The sequence below is a fragment of the Calidithermus chliarophilus DSM 9957 genome, assembly GCF_000430045.1.
GTDB classification, from domain to species: Bacteria; Deinococcota; Deinococci; order Deinococcales; family Thermaceae; genus Calidithermus; species Calidithermus chliarophilus.
Window position 1 is genome coordinate 325194 of sequence record NZ_KE387023.1, and the last position, 16959, is coordinate 342152.

Annotated in this window: 16 protein-coding genes and 1 pseudogene; 12 read left to right on the forward strand and 5 right to left on the reverse strand. The window is 70.3% G+C overall.

Annotated elements, in window-relative coordinates:
* Window positions 1-300, forward strand: a pseudogene (locus MEICH_RS0101690) (gamma carbonic anhydrase family protein); the annotation flags it as partial.
* A 319-nt stretch (window positions 301-619) separates the two neighbouring features.
* On the opposite strand, the gene MEICH_RS0101695 reads toward MEICH_RS0101690, so the two are convergent.
* Complete coding sequence (locus MEICH_RS0101695; protein ID WP_027891189.1) at window positions 620-1381, reverse strand: DUF2259 domain-containing protein; 762 nt, start codon at window positions 1379-1381, stop codon at window positions 620-622.
* Between the two features lie 5 nt (window positions 1382-1386).
* Window positions 1387-1833: a hypothetical protein gene (locus MEICH_RS0101700; RefSeq protein ID WP_027891190.1), complete on the reverse strand. Its 447-nt coding sequence runs from the start codon at window positions 1831-1833 to the stop codon at window positions 1387-1389.
* A 311-nt stretch (window positions 1834-2144) separates the two neighbouring features.
* On the opposite strand from MEICH_RS0101700, the gene MEICH_RS0101705 reads away from it, so the two are divergent.
* Entirely contained in the window at window positions 2145-4016 is a 1872-nt protein-coding gene (locus tag MEICH_RS0101705; RefSeq protein ID WP_084542132.1) for a S1 family peptidase, read from the forward strand.
* Between the two features lie 82 nt (window positions 4017-4098).
* Here MEICH_RS0101705 and MEICH_RS23025 read toward each other — a convergent pair whose 3' ends face one another.
* Together MEICH_RS23025 and recG are read right to left on the reverse strand one after the other, a co-directional pair.
* Complete coding sequence (locus MEICH_RS23025; RefSeq protein ID WP_036218136.1) at window positions 4099-4335, reverse strand: hypothetical protein; 237 nt, start codon at window positions 4333-4335, stop codon at window positions 4099-4101.
* Window positions 4336-4516: 181 nt separating this feature from the next.
* Entirely contained in the window at window positions 4517-6913 is a 2397-nt protein-coding gene (recG, locus tag MEICH_RS0101715) for an ATP-dependent DNA helicase RecG (protein ID WP_036218139.1), read from the reverse strand.
* Between the two features lie 89 nt (window positions 6914-7002).
* On the opposite strand from recG, the gene MEICH_RS0101720 reads away from it, so the two are divergent.
* From MEICH_RS0101720 to MEICH_RS0101740, 5 genes are all read left to right on the forward strand, one after another.
* Window positions 7003-7968, forward strand: coding sequence for a hypothetical protein (locus tag MEICH_RS0101720; RefSeq protein ID WP_027891193.1), 966 nt, complete (start codon window positions 7003-7005; stop codon window positions 7966-7968).
* A 248-nt stretch (window positions 7969-8216) separates the two neighbouring features.
* Window positions 8217-9452 carry a M16 family metallopeptidase gene (locus MEICH_RS0101725; protein ID WP_027891194.1) on the forward strand — a complete coding sequence of 412 codons (1236 nt, stop codon included), beginning with the start codon at window positions 8217-8219 and terminating at the stop codon, window positions 9450-9452.
* Window positions 9453-9478: 26 nt separating this feature from the next.
* A complete protein-coding gene (locus MEICH_RS0101730; protein ID WP_027891195.1) occupies window positions 9479-10723 on the forward strand; it encodes a M16 family metallopeptidase in 1245 nt (414 codons plus the stop codon).
* A 286-nt stretch (window positions 10724-11009) separates the two neighbouring features.
* A complete protein-coding gene (locus MEICH_RS0101735) occupies window positions 11010-11897 on the forward strand; it encodes a CAP domain-containing protein (protein ID WP_036218637.1) in 888 nt (295 codons plus the stop codon).
* Between the two features lie 177 nt (window positions 11898-12074).
* Entirely contained in the window at window positions 12075-12833 is a 759-nt protein-coding gene (locus tag MEICH_RS0101740) for a hypothetical protein (protein WP_027891197.1), read from the forward strand.
* 57 nt (window positions 12834-12890) lie between these two features.
* Here the strand turns inward: MEICH_RS0101740 and ddrC are convergent, their stop codons facing one another.
* Entirely contained in the window at window positions 12891-13601 is a 711-nt protein-coding gene (ddrC, locus tag MEICH_RS0101745) for a DNA damage response protein DdrC (RefSeq protein WP_218916377.1), read from the reverse strand.
* Between the two features lie 100 nt (window positions 13602-13701).
* Between ddrC and MEICH_RS0101750 the strand changes: the two genes are divergently transcribed.
* The 5 genes from MEICH_RS0101750 to MEICH_RS23035 form a co-directional block, all read left to right on the forward strand.
* Window positions 13702-14976, forward strand: a complete 1275-nt coding sequence (locus tag MEICH_RS0101750; RefSeq protein ID WP_027891199.1) for a YhjD/YihY/BrkB family envelope integrity protein — start codon at window positions 13702-13704, stop codon at window positions 14974-14976.
* 16 nt (window positions 14977-14992) lie between these two features.
* Window positions 14993-15265: a hypothetical protein gene (locus MEICH_RS0101755; RefSeq protein ID WP_027891200.1), complete on the forward strand. Its 273-nt coding sequence runs from the start codon at window positions 14993-14995 to the stop codon at window positions 15263-15265.
* Window positions 15241-15822, forward strand: a complete 582-nt coding sequence (locus tag MEICH_RS0101760; protein ID WP_169730622.1) for an ElaB/YgaM/YqjD family protein — start codon at window positions 15241-15243, stop codon at window positions 15820-15822. Before MEICH_RS0101755 ends, MEICH_RS0101760 begins: the two co-directional genes overlap by 25 nt.
* Window positions 15783-16547 carry a tryptophan-rich sensory protein gene (locus MEICH_RS23030; protein WP_036218141.1) on the forward strand — a complete coding sequence of 255 codons (765 nt, stop codon included), beginning with the start codon at window positions 15783-15785 and terminating at the stop codon, window positions 16545-16547. Before MEICH_RS0101760 ends, MEICH_RS23030 begins: the two co-directional genes overlap by 40 nt.
* Window positions 16544-16959: hypothetical protein (locus tag MEICH_RS23035; RefSeq protein ID WP_218916378.1), on the forward strand; the 416-nt coding region annotated here is incomplete at its 3' end. The genes MEICH_RS23030 and MEICH_RS23035, both read left to right, overlap by 4 nt.

Here is a 16959-nt window from a genome sequence, read left to right on the forward strand (position 1 = left end):
GTCGGGGTCCCCGCCAAGGTTCGCGGCCCCGTCGAAGCGCCCTCCAACGCACCGCGTTACCAGGAACTCGCCCTGCGCTACCGCGCCGAGCTCGTGCCCGTGCCGCCCGCGCAGCGCTACCAGCTCACCATGAAAGGCCAGGACGCGCTCAACCCCTTCAGCGAGGTGCACATGGGCCTGAAGAAGCACAGCCCCGCCGCCCTCAACACCCTGCGAGCCCTGGCAGCCAACCAGTTAGGCAGCCTCGAGCCCGAAGCCATCCAGACCCTCGTGCGCGAAGGCTTGGTGCGGGCCATCTAAAGCAGTTCCTACGAATACCCCACACAGCCGACCCAGCCGGGTGGGCACTGGGGTACGGGCTCGAGGCGCCGGTGGAGTAGGGCGGTCAGCTATCAGCCTTCAGCGGTCAGCCGTCAGCTTGTGGTTAGTGGCCCGTGGCTCGTGGTTGCCCCACCCCAACCCTCCCCCCCGGCGGGGAGGGTTTATCCCCCCTAACCCCCCTTGCTAAGGGGGGAACAAGGCGTTTTGCGTTTTGCGTCTTGCGTTTTGCGTTTGGCGTTTGGCGTACGACGTAGGACGCAAGACGCCCGACCCGCCCCCGGCACCCAGCCACCACCCCCTACGGCAACCTCCCCGTCACCACCATCCACCGCCGGTCCGGCCCCTCGAACCCCGTCCGGTACACCGCCACGAAAACCGCCAGGCTCTTGCCCAGCACCCGCACCTGGGCGAGGCGGTAGGTGAACGCGCAGAAGCGGGAGGCGGGCAGGCGGGTGTCTTTCTGCAGCACCGCGAGCAGGCGGCTGGGCGGTAGGCCGGCGTGAAGCTGGAGCTCGAGCCCCCGCACGAAGCCGGGGGTGGGGCAGTCCTGGGACGGGCCGAAGGGGAGTTCCCGCAGGAGCAGGGTGTAGGGCCGCCCGCCTGCCTCGAAGCCGAGCGAGCTCGGGGCGGGGCCGCTGGGCCGGCCGGGGCCCGCGGGGGCGGTGTCGGCGGGGGTGGCGGGCTCCTCCACGACGTCGCCCACCGGCCGGGCCGCCTTGAGGAAGCCCGGGGAGCGGCCGGGGGTCAGCCCGACGCGGGCGAACTCGGCGGCCATGCGGCGGCGGGCCTCCTGCCGCACCGACTCGAGGCTGCGCCCCTCGAAGGCCGGGCCGCCCAGCACCGCGCTGGCGCGGAAGCGGTTGCGGGCGACGTCGACGAGAAAGACCTCGCTGTAGGGAAAGCCCGAGCCGTCGCGGATGCCGTACTGCTCGAAGGCGAGGTGGGAGGCGTCGCGGCTGAAGCCGAGGAACTCCAGCCCCGCCGCGTCTCCGGCCACCGCCCGGGGCGCCCCCGCCGCCAGGGCGAGCACTGCCAGAACCAGCCCGGCGCGCAGCACCACGCCCCCTAAAACCCGAACTGCACCCCGGCCCGCAGGCGCCAGGCCAGGGGCTGGGTGAAGAGGAAGTTGACCTCGCCGAAGGCCTGCGCGCGCGGCGCGATGGCGTAGCGCGCCCCGGCGACGGCCCCCAGGGTGAAGCCGGAGGGGACGATGCCGACGTTGACCTGCGGCCCGGCGTAGGCGGTGAAGGCCTCGAGGCCGAGGGTCGCCAGCGCGGCCAGGCCCACCGAGAAGCCCAGGCTGTCGGTCACGAGCAGGTTGGCCTCGGCCCGGGCGTCGAGGCCCAGCGGCCCGGCCCGCAGCAGGTCGCCGGCCGTGAGCAGCAGGCTGGCCTCGAGGGTCGTGGCGCTGCCGCTGCCCGCGCTCGCGCTGAGGCTGCCGCCGAGGGAGAAGGTCTGGGCCTGGGCCAGGCCGAAGAAGCCGAGGAGCGCGAGGACGACGATGCGTTGCATGGTGGGTCCATTATGCGGCCAAAGTCCAGCCCGCGGGTCGTGTTGCCTCAGGCTCGCGCCTATCCCCGCTCAGGCCCGCCGCGCCAGGCCTCGAGCCAAAGCCATAGAATGGGCCAGGCCAACAACCCGCCGATGAGCACGGACAGCAACACCTCCACGGCGCTCCTCCCAGGGCACTGTAGCCGGTGAGCGTCAGGCTTGGGTCAGGCACGAGGCCTGTCAGGCAGAGCATTAACTCCAGCCGCTTTCCATAAGTCACCACAGAGGACGACGGGGGCGGCTACCCTGAGGCGAGCAGTCCGGGAGGAATCATGAGACATCGCGGCATTCGACTGGGGTTGTTGGGCTTGTTGGGGGTGCTGGCGCTGGGCCCACTGGCGCAGGCCCAGACCCTCTCGCGGGAGTTGCGCGAGCGCATCATCAAGGCCACGGTGATGATCACGCCCGCCGACAAGAACGGCAAGATCCTGGGCATCGGCTCGGGCACCATCATCGACCCCCGGGGCTACATCCTCACCAACTACCACGTCATCGGCGACGTGGACAACCGCCAGATCGCGCCGCTGCTGCCGGTGCGCCTGATCCGCTTCGTGGACCAGCCGCCGGAGTTCCGGTACTTCGCCGACGTGGTCAAGGCCGACCCCAACCTCGACCTCGCCCTCATCCGCATAGCCCGCGACACCGAGGGGCGTCCCGTCACCAACCTCAACCTGCCCTCGGTCAAGCTCGGCGACTCCGACGAGCTGCTCCCCGGCGACCCCATCTTCGCCTTCGGCTTCCAGGGCACCGGGGGCTCGACCATCACCTTCTCGAGCGGCACCGTGGGCGGCTTCTTGGGCGAGGACATGCAGAGCGGCGGGAAGCAGTGGATCAAGCACGACGCCCAGACCGGCCCCGGCAACTCGGGCGGGGGCATCTACAACGAGAAGGGCGAGCTCATCGGCGTGCACACCGCCGGGCGCGGCGGCGACGGCAACTCCCGCACCGCCTTCATGCGGCCGAGCGCGCTGGCCTGGGGCCTCTTCGCCCCCGTGCTCCTGGCGAACACCCCCCAGCCGCAGCCCAACCCCCAACCCGGCCCCAGCCCGGCGGGCTGGCCGGTGCGGGTGGCGGTGGGCCAGAGCTTCACCATCAGCTTCCCCGGCGAGCAGTTCAGCGGCAGCTTCACCGAGGAGGATAAGGACGGCCCCTACGGCAGCGCCACCAACCGCCGGGGCGCGAAGTACGACGCGGCCTACCTCTACGACTCCAAGAACGACTACATGGCCTTCCTGCTCAGCCCCGACGGGAACACCGTGCTGGTGTGCCAGGTCAAGCGCGGGGGGGTCAAGGGCGGCGTGCTGCAGGGCGAGGCGCTGTCCATCGTCAACAAGCAGAGCAAGTCGCTGGGCCAGTGCACCGTCGCGCTCGGCGGCGCCCAGCCCGTGGCCCTGAAGTGGCCGCTCGAGGTCAAGGTGGGCCTGAGCTACTCCGTGACCTTCCCCGGCGACGAGTTCAGCGGCAAGTTCACCGAGGAAGACAAGGACGGCCAGTACGGCAGCGCGACCAACCGCCGGGGCAAGAGCTTCGACACCGGCTACTTCTACGACGGCCAGACCGACAGCGGCCTCTTCGTCGTCGCCGTGGACGGCAGCACGCTGTGGGCCTGTGAGGTGAGCAAGAGCGGGATGCAGGGCAACACCCTCCAGGGCGAGGCCGTCTCCATCGTCAACAAGCAGAGCAAGAGCCTGGGCAAGTGCTCCGTCACGCTCGGCGTCGCGGGTGCGGCCCCCGCCCTCACCCTCTCGTGGCCGCTGCCCAAGCTCGTCGGGCAGAACGTGTCGCTCACCTTCCCCGGCGGCCAGTTCGGCGGCAAGTTCACCGAGGAGGACAAGGACGGCCAGTACGGCACCGCCACCGACCGGCGCGGCACCGAGTACGACCTGCTCTTCGTCTTCGACCCCAAAAACGACGTGGCGCTGTTCGGGGTGGGCATCGACGACAGCACGCTGTGGGTCTGCCGCGTGGCCCGCAGCGGCCTGCAGGGCAACACCTTGCAGGGCGAAGCGCTGTCCATCGTCAACAAGCAGAGCAAGGGCCTGGGCAAGTGCTCCGTGACGGTAGGCACCACCGGCGCGAACCGCTCCGCCCCCGGCGCCCTGGCGGGCTTCACCCCGGCCCTGAACGCCCTGGGTGCGAGCTGATCCCCGGCACGACCCCGCGGTTCTACCGGCCGACCCCTCGAGGGGTCGGCCGTGTTGCTTCAGACCCCCGGCGGAGAGATCCTCAAAGCTCCTTCTTCGCCGACTTCTGGGCCTCGAGCGCCTTGCGCCCCGCCTCGATGCCCGCGTCGAAGTCGATCTCGGCCGGGGGCTCGTCGTCCATGTCCACGATGACCGACGCCGTAGGCTGGAAGGGCAAGGGCGCAGGCACGGGAACCGGCGACTCCAGCGCATTCCGGCGGGCCAGGTAGACCACCACGAATACCGCCACCACCAATCCGAACACCGCAATCCAGACCATGCTCCATGGTACTCCCGGAGGCGGGTCGAGAGTCGATAGCCGGGCGCGGGTCGTACGTCGTACGCAATACGCGATACGCCAAACGCCGAACGCCCAACGCGAGACGCAATACGCAAAACGCTTTGGCCCTAGACCCTTGACCCTCGACAAGCCACGAGCTGACCGCTGACGGCTTGGAGCTCTAAATCACCTCACGGAACCCGATGGCCTCGGCGCGGGCCTGGAGTTCGCGCTTGAGGAGGGCGTGCTGGGGGGCCTCGAGGTAGGGGTCGGCCTCGAGGATCTGTTTGGCGAGTTCGCGGCTGCGCTCGATGATCTCCTGGTCGGAGGCCAGGTCGCCGATGCGCAGGTCGGGCATGCCGGACTGGCGCAGGCCGCGCAGTTCGCCGGGGCCGCGCAGCTCGAGGTCCTTCTCGGCGATGTAGAAGCCGTCGGTGCTCTCCTCGATGACCCGCAGGCGGCTGAGGGTCTTCTTGCTGCTCTCGCCGGCGATGAGGACGCAGTAGGACTCCAGGCCCCCCCGCCCTACCCGGCCCCTAAGCTGGTGGAGCTGGGCCAGCCCGAAGCGTTCGGCGTTCTCGATGACCATCAGCGTGGCCTGGGGGATGTCCACCCCCACCTCGATGACGGTGGTGCTCACCAGCAGGTCGAAGTGGCCGTTCTTGAAGCGCTCCATCACTAAGTCCTTCTCCTCGGCCTTCATCTTGCCGTGCAGCAGCTCGATGCGCACGTCGGGCAGCAGCTCGCGCAGCTCCTCGGCCAGCTTGGTGGCGGCGGCCAGCTCGGCGGTGGTCTCGCTGTCGCCCTCCTCGATCATGGGCGTGACCACGAAGACCTGGTGCCCCTTGGCGATCTCCTGGCGGGCGAAGGCGTAGGCCTGCAGGCGGGTCTTCTGGGTGAGCACCTTGGTCTTGACCGGGGTGCGCCCGGGGGGCAGCTCGTCGATGATGCTGACCTCGAGGTCGCCGTACATCGTCAGCGCCAGCGAGCGCGGGATGGGCGTGGCCGACATCACCAGCACGTCGGGGCGGCTGCCCAGCAGGCGGCGGCGCTGCAGCACCCCGAAGCGGTGCTCCTCGTCGATGACCGCCAGGCCCAGGTCCTTGAACTCCACGCGCTCCTGGATCAGGGCGTGGGTGCCCACCACCACGTCGGTGTGGGCCGACTTGAGCCGGTCGAGCACCCCGCGCTTCTCGCCCATGGGCATCGAGCCCACCAGCAGGTCCACGGTGACGCCGAGGGGGAAGAGGTACTTTTGCAGGTTCTGGTAGTGCTGCTTGGCCAGGATCTCGGTGGGGGCCATCAAGGCGCCCTGGGCCCTGTTCTGCGCGGCGATGAACAGCGCGGCGGCGGCCACGGCGGTCTTGCCCGAGCCCACGTCGCCCTGCACCAGCCGCGCCATCTGGCGCTCGCTCTGCATGTCGGCGAGGATCTCGCCGAAGACCCGCTCCTGCGCCCGGGTGAAGGCGAAGGGGAGGTTGTCGCGGAAGCGCTCGAGCCACTCCGGCTCCACCCGGAAGTAGCGCCCCAGCAAAGCCGAGCCGCCCGACTGGATCATGACCTTGAGCTCCAGCAGCAGGAACTCGTCGAACTTCAGGCGGTAGAGGGCCTTTTCGAGCTGCTCCTCGGAGTCGGGGAAGTGGGCCTGGCGCAGCGCCCAGTCGAGGTCGGGGAGCCCCAGGGCGGCGCGGTAGGGCTCGAGCGGGTCGGGGATGCGGGGGAAGGCCTCGAGGGCCCGCCACGCCGCGCGGCGCAGGAAGGCCTGGGAGATGCCCTCGCGCGAGGGGTACACCGGCACGATGCGCCCGGTCGAGAGCGACTCGCCCGCCTCGTCCTCGAAGTACTCCACCATCAGCGAGACGTTGCCCCCGCGCCGCTGCACGCGGCCCGAGACGAGCAGGCTGGCCCCCTCGGGCACCTGCTTGAGCACCCAGGGCTGGTTGAACCACACGCCCGTGAACTTCCAGCCCCACGCGTCCATGAAGCGCACCTGCACGAGCTGCATGCCCTTGCGCGGGGTCTTGACGAGCTCGCGGCTGAGCACGGTGCCCACGACGGTGGCCTTCTCGCCCTCCTCGAGCTCGCGCACGCTCTGCAGGGCGCGGCGGTCCTCGTAGCGGCGCGGGTAGCCGTGCAGCAGGTCGCGCAGCACCCGCACGCCGAGCTCGTTCATCTTCTTCTTCCCGCCCACGCCCAGCGGCAGCGCCTCCACCGGGGTGTCGAGGGTGAGGTCCCCCACCGGCTGTGCCGCCTCCGGCGCCGGCGAAGCGACGGGGGCGGGCCGGGCCGGGGCGGGCTGGGGCGCCTTGCTCGGCGGGGGCGTGAGGATGGGGTCCTGCCCGTTGCCCAGCAGCTCGATGGCCTTCTGCAGGCGCTCGAGCCGCTGCTGCGGGCTCATCTCGCGGTAGCCCGCCAGCAGGTGCCCGAGCTCGGGGAAGGGCTGGCCCAAATTCTGCACCAGCTTCTCGAGGCCGCCCGCCACCACCCGGTCCTGCGCGCCGTCGGAGAGCTCGCGGCGCAGGGGTCGCAGCAGGCGTTCCTTGAGCTCGGCCCTGGTCACGGCCCCATCATGCCACATCGCCCGGGGGGTTTATGAACCCAACGTAACGATGCCGTAACCGCCCGGCCGCTACACTGCCCTCGGTTCGTGAGCAACCGGGAGGGCGCATGGCGAAGACCATCGAGCAGTTGAACTCGGGCCTGATCGTGGGGCGGGTGGGACTGGGGATGCACGGCACCCAGGTCGGCAGCGTGGCCCAGGCCGTCCACGACGGCGACACCATCGACGTGCGGGCGCCGGGCGACTTCGGCATCCGCTTCCTGGGGGTGGACGCGCCCGAGGTCAGCGCCAAGCTCCCCGACTCCGGCCCCGACGACTACCCCTCCCTGAGCAGCCCGCGCTGGGAGGCCTTCCTGAGCGGCGACCCGCTGCGCAACGCCCGCGTCAGCCGGGGGCTCAAGCGGCACCTCGAGGCCCTGCTGGGCCCCGGCGTGGCCGCCAACCACCACTTCCACTCGCAGGAGGCCCGCAAGGGGTTGGCCCAGATGGTCGAGGCCGACCGCGCGGCGCTGGGCCAGAGCAAGGAGGACTTCCGCTTCTTCCTGGCCTTCGCCTACGAGGTCATGGACGGCTACGGCCGCTTCCTGGCCTTCATCCACCCCAACGACCCCGCCCGGCAGCTACCCCCGCCCCGCCGCGAGAGCTACAACGACCGCATGCTCGAGGCCGGCCTGGTGCTGCCCTACTTCATCTGGCCCAACACCGACCCCTTCCTCAAGGCCCGCCTCGCCACCTCCTCGCTGCAAGGCGCCGTGCTGAGTCCCCGCCAACTGTTCGAGGAGGCCAGCGACCCCGCCACCAAGCTCGGCCGCGCCCGCGCCGCCGTCAGGCGGGCTCGAGCCCAGCAGATCGGCCTCTTCGCCGGCACCAACCCCCTCCGGCTCCCCCCGTCCGAGCTGCGCCTGCTGGTCAACCTCGCCAAAGGCCGCACCGTCAACCGCTGGGTCATCGACCTCAGCGACCCCAAGGCCCGCCTGCTCCACCCCGAGGACTACCCCGCCATCCCCCACCCCGAGGACCGCCTCTTCGTAGCCGAGGAGTTCGTGCCGCTGTTCCGCCAGCGGGGTTGGTAGGGGGAGCAGACAGGTTAAAGCCGTCAACGATCAGCTCGTGGCTCGTGGTTTGTCGAGGGCCGAGGGCCAAGGCGTACGACGTAGGACGTAGGACATGCGTCTTGCGTCTTGCGTTTTGCGTCTTGCGTTTAGCGTTTGGCGTTTGGCGTCTTGCGTCTTGCGTTTGGCTATCAACTATCGACCATCGACTCCATCTGAGCCCTGCTACACCTTAACCCCACCCCCCCAGCCGTATACTCCCAAGGCATATGGCTTTAGCGCGAACCGTGACCTTGCCCAACGGCCTGACCCTGGCCGTGGAGGAACAGCCCTGGAACCCCGGGGTGGCGATGCAACTGCTGCTGCCGGTGGGGGCGATCACCGACCCCGAGGGCCTCGAGGGGGCGGCCAACCTGCTCGAGGGCTGGCTTTGGAAGGGGGCCGGGGGGCGCGACGCGCGGGCTCTGGCCGAGGCCTTCGACGACCTGGGGGTGCGGCGGGGGAGCGGGGCCGGGCTCGAGTACACCACGCTGGGGGCTTCCTTCCTGGCGGGGCAGCTCGAGAAGGTGCTGGCACTCTACGCCGACGTGCTCATGCGCCCCGCGCTGCCCGACGACGCGCTCGAGCCGGTGCGGCAGGTGGCGCTGCAGGAGCTGGCCTCGCTCGAGGACCAGCCCCCCAAGAAGATGTTCACCGCCCTACGGCGGGCGGTTTTCTCGAGCCCGCACGGGCGCAACCCCAGCGGCACGCTCGAGGGGCTCCAGGCGGCCACGCCTGAGGCCCTGCGGGCCGACTTCCGGCGGCGCTACGGCGCGAGGGGCGCCGTGCTGGCGCTGGCCGGGGGGCTGACGCTCGAGCAGGCCCACGCGGCGGTGGAGGCCACGCTGGGGGCCTGGGACGGCGGGGAGCCGGCCATGCCCGGGCCCGCGGTGAGCCGGCCCCACGCGCTGCGGCTGGAGCAGCCGAGCGCGCAGGTGCAGATCGGGCTGGTCTACCCCGACGTGAGCATCGGGCACCCGGAGTTCTACACCGCGCGCCTGGCGGCGCAGGTGCTCTCCGGCGGCATGGGGGCGCGGCTCTTCGCCGAGGTGCGCGAGAAGCGCGGGCTGGTCTACTCGGTCTACGCCTCGCCCAACGGGGTCAAGGGCTACAGCTACCTCAGCGCCTACGCCGGGACCACCCCCGAGCGCGCGCCGGAGACCTTAGAGGTCATGCAGCAGGTGATCGAGCAGCTCGCCGAGGGCGTGAGCGCGGAGGAGCTCGAGCGGGCCAAGGTGGGCCTGCGCACCGCGCTGGTGATGCAGGAGGAGTCGGCACGCGCGCGGGTGGTGAGCATGGCCCGTGACCTCTACATCATCGCGCGGGTGCGGCCGCTGGAGGAGATCGAGGCCGAGATCGCCGCCGTGGACCTCGAGCGCCTCAACCGCTACGTGGCCGCCAACCCCTACCGCGACCCCTGGACCGCCGTCTTAGGCCCCGTAGACCAGACCGTGGTGTCGCTATGAACCCGACGCACCTGCAAACCGCCCGCATGGACACCGGCATGGAGTTCAAGGAGGCCCGGCTCGACAACGGCCTCACCGTCATCGCCGAGGTCAACCCGGCCGCGCGGAGCGTGGCGATGGGTTACTTCGTCAAGACCGGCAGCCGCGACGAGCGCCCCGAGGAGTCGGGGGTGTCGCACTTCCTCGAGCACATGCTCTTCAAGGGGACGCCCACGCGCGACGCGCTGGAGATCAACCTCGAGTTCGACCGCCTGGGCGCGCAGAACAACGCCTTCACCAGCGAGGAAAACACCGTCTACCACGGCGCGGTGCTGCCCGAGTTCGGGCCGCGCCTGCTCGAGCTGCTCACCGACATGATGCGCCCGGCGCTGCGGCAGGAGGACTTCGACACCGAGAAGCAGGTGATCCTCGAGGAGATCGCCCTCTACGCCGACCGCCCGCAGTTCATGGCCTACGACTGGGCCCGCGAGCGCTACTTCCGCGGCCACGGCCTGGGCAACAGCGTGCTGGGCACGGTCGAAAGCATCGAGGCCCTGACCCGCGAGCAGATGGCCGACTACCACGCCCGCTGCTACTCCCCCTCGAACATGGTGCTGGCCCTGGCGGGCCAGCTCGACTGGGAGGCCACGCTCGAGCAGGTCCGCGAGCTTACCCGCGAGTGGCGCCCCGCGGCCGTGCAGCGGGAGTACGCCCCCTTCGAGCCCCGCCCCGGCGAGTTCCGCCAGCCCTACGCCCAGGCCACCCAGAGCTACCTCTGGCACTTCGCCCCGGGCTTCGCCGCCCAGGACGAGCGCCGCTACGCCGCCGGCGTGCTCGCCAACGTGCTGGGCGCCGACGGCAACAGCCGCCTGCACTGGGCCCTGGTGGACAGCGGCCTGGTGGAGTCGGCCAGCGCCGGCCACGAGGACAACGACGGCGCCGGGCTGTTCTACGCCTTCGCCCAGACCGACCCCGCCAACGAGGAAGCGGTCGCCGAGGTTGTGCGCCGCGAGATGGAGCGCCTCGAGCGCGAGGGCGTGCGGGCCGACGAGGTCGAGCGCGCCAAGAACAAGATCGCCACCGGCATCGTCTTCGCGGGCGAAACCCCCATGAACCGCCTGTTCAACCTGGGCCTCTCCTACGTCTACACCGGCCGCTACGAGACCTTGAGCGAGATGGCCCGCAAGTACGAAGCCATCACCGTGGCCGACGTGAACGCGCTGCTCGAGGCCAAGCCGTTCTCGCAGGGGTTCTTGTACCGGCTGGTGCCTGAGAATGCCGATAGTCGATAGCTGATAGCCAAACGCCAGACGCAAAACGCGAGACGTCCCTTCTTCACCCCCCTTAGCAAGGGGGGCCGGGGGGGATACCCCCTCCCCGCGCGCGGGGAGGGAAGGGGTGGGGTCTAGCACAGGCCACAGGCCACGAGCCATGAGCTGACGGCTGATGGCTGACGGCTTACCGCTGTCTATCATGAGCTACAAGCCACATGCCACATGCCATACCGCCCCTTTAGCCACCCATCACCCGCGGCCCGCACGCTTGCGCTAGGCTCGAGGGGTGAAACTCGTGCGTTTGATGGCACCCTTGGTGGTGCTGTTTTCTATGGCGTCGGCGCAGAGCGCGCTGGAGCTCGAGGTGCTGGCGCAGACCAACCAGGCGCGGCTGGCGCGGGGGCTGGGGGCTTTGCTGTGGGACGACCTGGCCTATGAGGCGGCGCTGGGGCACGCGCAGGACATGCTGGCGCGGGGGTACTTCGCCCACGTCACGCCGGAGGGCCGCACGCCGGGGCAGCGGATGGCCGCGGCCGGGGTCATCGAGGTGACGGTGGGCGAGAATTTGGCCTACTACGAGGGGTTCAGGGACGAGGGGTTGCCCAAGAAGGCCGTGGAGGACTGGATGAACAGCCCCGGCCACCGCGCCAACCTGCTCAAGCCCGACTTCACCCACCTGGGCGTGGCCTTCGTGCGCCAGGGGCGCAAGGTGATGCTGGTGCAGAACTTCCTGAGCCGCCCCTTCAGCCCCGTGCTCGGCCGCGCCCCGGCCCAGGCCCAGCGCACCCTGCTGCGGCTGAGCGGGCAGGCCCCGGGGCCGCTGGGCGTTTTCCTCGACCGGCAGCTTTTCGCCCAGGTAGGGCCCAAGCTGGACCTGAGCCTCGAGCTTCCCCCCGGCGCAAAGCTGGAGTACGGCTTGAAGGAGGGCCAGAGCTGGTTCTTAGCCCCCGAGGGGCAGGGCGGCGGCTGGCAGGCCCGCCTCGAGACCGCCCCCACCCCCGGCGTGGCCCTGCGGCTGAGCTTCCCCAGCGGGCAGTACGCGATGGCGGTGGGGGCCGAACCCCGCTTCTGGCGCAGCGTGACGGGGCCGCAGACGCTCGAGGTGACCCTGCCGGGGACCCTGCAACTGTTGTGGCTGGGGCGGATGCAGGGCCAGAGCATCGACTACACGCACCGGATTCCCCTGCGTTGAGGGGCACGAACCGCGGGGGCGGCCAGGAGCCGCCCCCGGATCATTTACGCGCCTTGAAACAGGCCTCAGTGCCCCATCAGTTCGTTCACAGCGCCGCATAAGCGCGGTTACCCAAACTCCAGCACGTAGAGGACGGCATTCGGGAAACCGAGCCCTACTCGCGCAAAGGAGTAGCTTATGACGAAGCATTGGAAGAAACTGATTCTGGCTGGGACGGCCGCACTCGGCCTCTCGAGCGCCGCCCTGGCCGACGGCCTCTCGGTGACGGTGGACGCCCCGCTGATGCCGGGCTTCAGCATCGCCAGCAGCTTCAACTACAACGTTGAGACCACCACCGGCTTCGTGGTGGGCGGCAGCCTCATGCCCGGCTACGGCGGCGGGCAGTTCGTGCTCGTGGGGCGGCTGGGGGCGAAGTACGCCCAGGACCTCGTGAGCGACCTCAACACCGAGCTCGAGGGCTACGTGGGTCTGGGGACTTTCGTCTACGTCCTGCCCTCCCCCGTCGGCTTTAGCCTCGACGCCTCGGCGGGCCTGAAGTTCAAGCACACCTTCTCGGGCAACAGCAAGCTCTACGCCGACTTCGACCTCGTGGGCATCTACTTCCCCCAGACCGGCACCTTCGTGCCCTTCGTGGGCGGCGACCTCGGCCTCAAGCTCGACCTCGTGCCCAACACCGACATCTACGTGCAGGGCGCGCTGGGCTCCTACGTGGGCGCCTCCCCGCTGGGCTACGACGTGCGGGGGGCGGTCTACTTCGCCTTCACCCCCCAGGCCAAGCTGGGCGTGAGCGTGGGCTACGGCAACATGAACTACGCCATCAACGGCCAGCCCGCCCTCACCAGCATCGGCCCCGACGCCGGCTTCTCGGTGCGCCTGGGCTTCCAGTTCGTCGAAGAGCCCAACACCATCGGCACCCCGGGCAGCCACATGCCCTGAAAATGGTAGCCGGCAGGGCAAAGCCACCCCGCGGGGTGGCTTTGCCCTGTGGTGCCTTTAGCTCGCAGGGTCGGGCTCTTCCTCCCAGAGGCGGCGCTCGACCTCGGCCTTCTGCTTGTGCAGCCTGAGGATCTGCTCGTTGCCGCGCACGCCCTTGGCCTCGATGGCCTGGGCGGTGGCGGTCTCGAGGTAGCTCAGGCGCAGCAGCTCGGCGGCCGACATGCCGTCGCGGGTGTTCTTCACCCTGCGCTTGCGGCGGAACTCGCCGGAGTCCATCTGCAGCACGCTGCGGTTGGACAGCGAGCTCACCTCGCGGTAGATGCTGCCCTCCCCGCCGTGCCGCGCCACCGTGGACATGAAGCGCTTGCGCGCCTCCACGCTCTCCAGCCGCGCCGAGAGCCAGCGGCGGTGCTCGGGCGAGGGGCTGCGCTCGGCGACCTCGGCGGCGAGCTGGATGTCGCCCTCGAGGTAGCGGCGCAGCAGGTCGCGGGCCTTGCCGCGCCAGCGGCGGGCCTCGGGGGTCTCGAGCGCGAAGCTGAGGGTCACGAAGTCGCCGTAGCCCAGCACGGGCTCGCGGCCCTTGCCGAAGTTGTGCAGCCGCGGCTCGAGGCCGTGCTGCTCGACGATTTCTTGCAGGCGTTCGGGGCTGCCCTCCAGGCCCAGCGCCGCCAGCGCGTCGTAGGCGCTGATCTGCCCGTCGGGGGTGCTGCGAACCTGGGTCTTGCCCAGCCGAACGCTCGGGGGGGTTCGGGTCATCGCATTGTTCACAACTAAAAGTATACCCGGTGTTATGTTTATAGCATATCACCTGGCTCTCAATTGGGGCTGACCTCAGCCCAGGGTCAGTCCGGGGTTCTAGGGTAGGGGCATGCTCGAGCGCGCGGGGCGGTGGCTCAAGCGCCTCCTGGCCGCCTTCGCCGACCGCGAGGTCCCCACGCGGTCGGTGGCGCTGGGCTACTACGCCTTCTTCAGCCTCTTCCCCCTGATCTTCCTGGCGATGGCCGCGCTGGGCTTCCTGCTGCGGCAGCAGTTGCCGCTGGCCCAGGAGCTCGAGGCCACCCTCACCCGCAGCCTCTCGGGGTTGTTCGTGGGGGCGGGGGAGCTGGTGGAGGGGGTGCTCGAGGCGGTGCGCGAGAACGCGGGCACGGTGGGGGTGGTGGGGCTGCTGAGCCTATTGTGGGGGGTCTCGGGGACGATGGGCGCGGTGGCGACCGCCATCACCCGCATCTTCGACCCCGAGGCCCCCTTCCCCTCCCTGCGGGTGCGGCTGCGGGCGGGGCTGGTGGTGCTGGGCGTGGGGGGCGGCTTCGTGCTGCTGACGCTGGGCGGCCAGGCCCTGGCCGTCGTCACGCGCTTCCTCCCCTTCGGCGAGTGGCTGGTCGAGCTGTACCGCTGGGTCGCCAACCCGCTGCTGGCCGTGCTGGCCTTCGCCTTGCAGTACCGGCTGCTGCCCACCCGGCCCCCGCCCTGGGCCGCCGCGTTCCAGGGCGCGCTGGTGGGCGGGGGGCTCTTCGCGCTGGTGCAGCTCGGCTTCAGCTTCTACCTGCGCTGGGTCTCCTTCCAGAACGTCTTCGGGCCGCTAGCGAGCGTGGCGGTTTTGCTGGTGTGGCTGCACTTTTCCGCCCTGGCCTTCCTGCTGGGCGCGTTAGTGGCGGCTTTGCTCCACCGGGCGGTCAGCCCCTCCCCAGCCGTGGCTCAGTCTCGCATCAGCCACGGTGCCTACCCTCGAACAGAGGAGGTCACTATGGACACCAAGCCTACGGCTACGGATTTCAAGGATAAAGCCCAGGAAGCCAAGGACAAGGTGCAGACCGCCGTCAACGAGACCAAGGCCAAGGTGGGCGAGGCCCTCGAGGAGAGCGGGGCGCGCGCCGACTTCGAGGCCCTTAAGGCTGACTTCCAGGCCCTGCGCAGCGACGTGATGAGCCTGATGAGCAGCCTCAAGGAGACCGCCGGGAGTAAGGCCAAGGACCTCGCCAACGAGCTGCGCCACACCGGCGGCGAGCTGACCCATCAGGTAAAGGAGAAGGGCAGCGAGATCGCGGCCACCCTGGAGACCCAGGTCAAGGACCGCCCGCTGATGAGCCTGCTGGTGGCCTTCGGGGCCGGTCTGGTGCTCTCGCGCATGATCAACCGCCACTAGGCGGCGAGGAGACAACATGACGGCCTTGGCAGACGTGGTGATCAGCACGGTGGAACTGCTCGAGGCACAGGCCCGCAAGCTCCGCAGCGACTTGCGGGGCCTTTTGCTGTCCGTGGTGCTGATCCTGGTAGCCGGGATTCTGCTCTTGGGCGGGCTGGGCTGGCTGGTGGCCGCGGGGTACTTGCAGCTTCGGGCCTGGATGGACCCGGCCCCCGCCGCCGCGCTGATGGGCCTGCTCACCCTGCTCACTGCCGGAGGGATGCTGTGGATCGCGATGCGAAAAAAATGAGCCCCGAGCAGGAGGTCGAGGCCGCCAAGGAGCGGCTGCGGGCCTCGCTGCGCCGGGTGGGCGAGGAACTGGGCCGGGGGGTGGACGAGGCGCAGCAGCGGGTGGTGGGCACCGCCCAACAGCTCCAGGAGCGGCTGCTCTCCACCCTCAGCCAGGCCACCTCGCAGGTACAGGACACCGCCGGCAACCTCACCGCCGAGATCGAGGACCTCTTCCACAAGCCCGTCGAGGCCGTGCGGCAGCGCCCCTACGAGGCGGTCGCCACCTCGCTGCTGGCCGGGGCCATCGTGGGCTACCTGACCTCGAGGCCCGCCCCCGCCGACGGGGCTACCTCGGCGGCCCACGGCGAGGCGCGGGCGGCCTCGAGCCCCCGCACCTCGCTGCTGTCGGGGCTGGTGGCCGGCGGGGTGGGCAAGACGGTGTGGGATGTAGTCCAGAAGGAATACCTGACCCCGGAGAACATCCGATACTGGTTGGACGGGCTGCTTGCCTCGCGCAGGCCCCGTAGGGAGGGGTCGTGGACCGAAGGCTCGTCGTCGTCCTGGCGCTCGCACTGACTCTGGCGGTCAACTATCTGGCCAATGCCCTGCCGCTGGGCGGGCAGAGCACGGGGGAGATCTCCGACAGCTTCCCCGTGCTCTTCACCCCGGCCGGCTACGTCTTCGCCGTCTGGGGGGCCATCTACCTCGGGCTCATCGCCTATGCCGTTTACCAGGCCCTGCCCACCCAGCGGGGCAACGCCCGGGTACACGCCGCCGCGCCGTGGTTCGTCGCGAGCTGCCTGTTCAACGCGGGTTGGATCGTGGCCTGGCACTACGGGGGGCTGGGCCTGAGCCTGGCGCTGATGCTGGGCCTGCTGCTGAGCCTGGTGGGGGCCTACCGCACGCTGGCCGTCGGGCGCTACCCGGCGAAGGGGGCGGAGCTCTGGGCGGTGGACCTCCCCTTCAGCGTGTACCTGGGCTGGATCACGGTGGCGAGCGTCGCCAACGCCAGCGTGGTGCTCTACGCCTCCGGCTGGGACCGCTGGGGCCTGCCGGAGGCCGCCTGGGCGGTGGTCATGATCTCGGCGGCAGGCCTGATCGGGCTGCTGATGCTGGGCCTGCGCCGGGACCTGGCGTTCGCCGGGGTGCTGGTGTGGGCTTTCGTCGGGATCGCGGTGCGGCAGTGGGGGACCCCGCCGGTGAGCCTGGCGGCCGCGCTGTGGGCGCTGGTCCTCGCCCTGGCCCTGCTGCGGCGCGCGGCAAGGCCGCGGGCTCGAGCCCTGCCGATCCCGGAGGTATGATCCGCCGCCTGACCAGCCTGGACCGGGGCCTGGACTGGGCCTACCCGTCCAACCGCTTCGTCGCGGGGCTGTGCCTGGCCTTCGCGGTCGCTGCCTTCGTGCTGCAGAACGTCTGGCTGGGCCAGCCGGTGCTGTGGGGCGTGCTGGCCGGGGCCGGCTGGGTCTTCACGGCCTGGGCCCTGGGGCGCGAGCTCGACCCCGACCACCCCGAGACGGCGGCCCGCGCGGCGGTGGCGCTGGCGCTGAGCCAGGGGCTGCTCCTGCCGCTGCTCAGCGCCCAGCCCCGCCTGGCGCTGGCCTTTTTTTTGGTGACGGGGGTGCTGGTGGTGCTGGCGCGGCTGCTGGGGCGCACCACCGGGCGGCCGACCACCTGGCTCGACGTGGTGGCGGTGGCCTCGAGCCCCCTGCTGGC

Excerpts from the sequence above, each read along its gene's own strand:
- MEICH_RS0101700 (WP_027891190.1), bottom strand. The coding sequence starts at position 1,833 with ATGCAACGCATCGTCGTCCTCGCGCTCCTCGGCTTCTTCGGCCTGGCC.
- MEICH_RS0101705 (WP_084542132.1), top strand. The coding sequence starts at position 2,145 with ATGAGACATCGCGGCATTCGACTGGGGTTGTTGGGCTTGTTGGGGGTG.
- MEICH_RS23025 (WP_036218136.1), bottom strand. The coding sequence starts at position 4,335 with ATGGTCTGGATTGCGGTGTTCGGATTGGTGGTGGCGGTATTCGTGGTG.
- recG (WP_036218139.1), bottom strand. The coding sequence starts at position 6,913 with ATGTGGCATGATGGGGCCGTGACCAGGGCCGAGCTCAAGGAACGCCTG.
- MEICH_RS0101720 (WP_027891193.1), top strand. The coding sequence starts at position 7,003 with ATGGCGAAGACCATCGAGCAGTTGAACTCGGGCCTGATCGTGGGGCGG.
- MEICH_RS0101725 (WP_027891194.1), top strand. The coding sequence starts at position 8,217 with ATGGCTTTAGCGCGAACCGTGACCTTGCCCAACGGCCTGACCCTGGCC.
- MEICH_RS0101730 (WP_027891195.1), top strand. The coding sequence starts at position 9,479 with ATGGACACCGGCATGGAGTTCAAGGAGGCCCGGCTCGACAACGGCCTC.
- MEICH_RS0101735 (WP_036218637.1), top strand. The coding sequence starts at position 11,010 with ATGGCACCCTTGGTGGTGCTGTTTTCTATGGCGTCGGCGCAGAGCGCG.
- MEICH_RS0101740 (WP_027891197.1), top strand. The coding sequence starts at position 12,075 with ATGACGAAGCATTGGAAGAAACTGATTCTGGCTGGGACGGCCGCACTC.
- MEICH_RS0101750 (WP_027891199.1), top strand. The coding sequence starts at position 13,702 with ATGCTCGAGCGCGCGGGGCGGTGGCTCAAGCGCCTCCTGGCCGCCTTC.
- MEICH_RS0101755 (WP_027891200.1), top strand. The coding sequence starts at position 14,993 with ATGACGGCCTTGGCAGACGTGGTGATCAGCACGGTGGAACTGCTCGAG.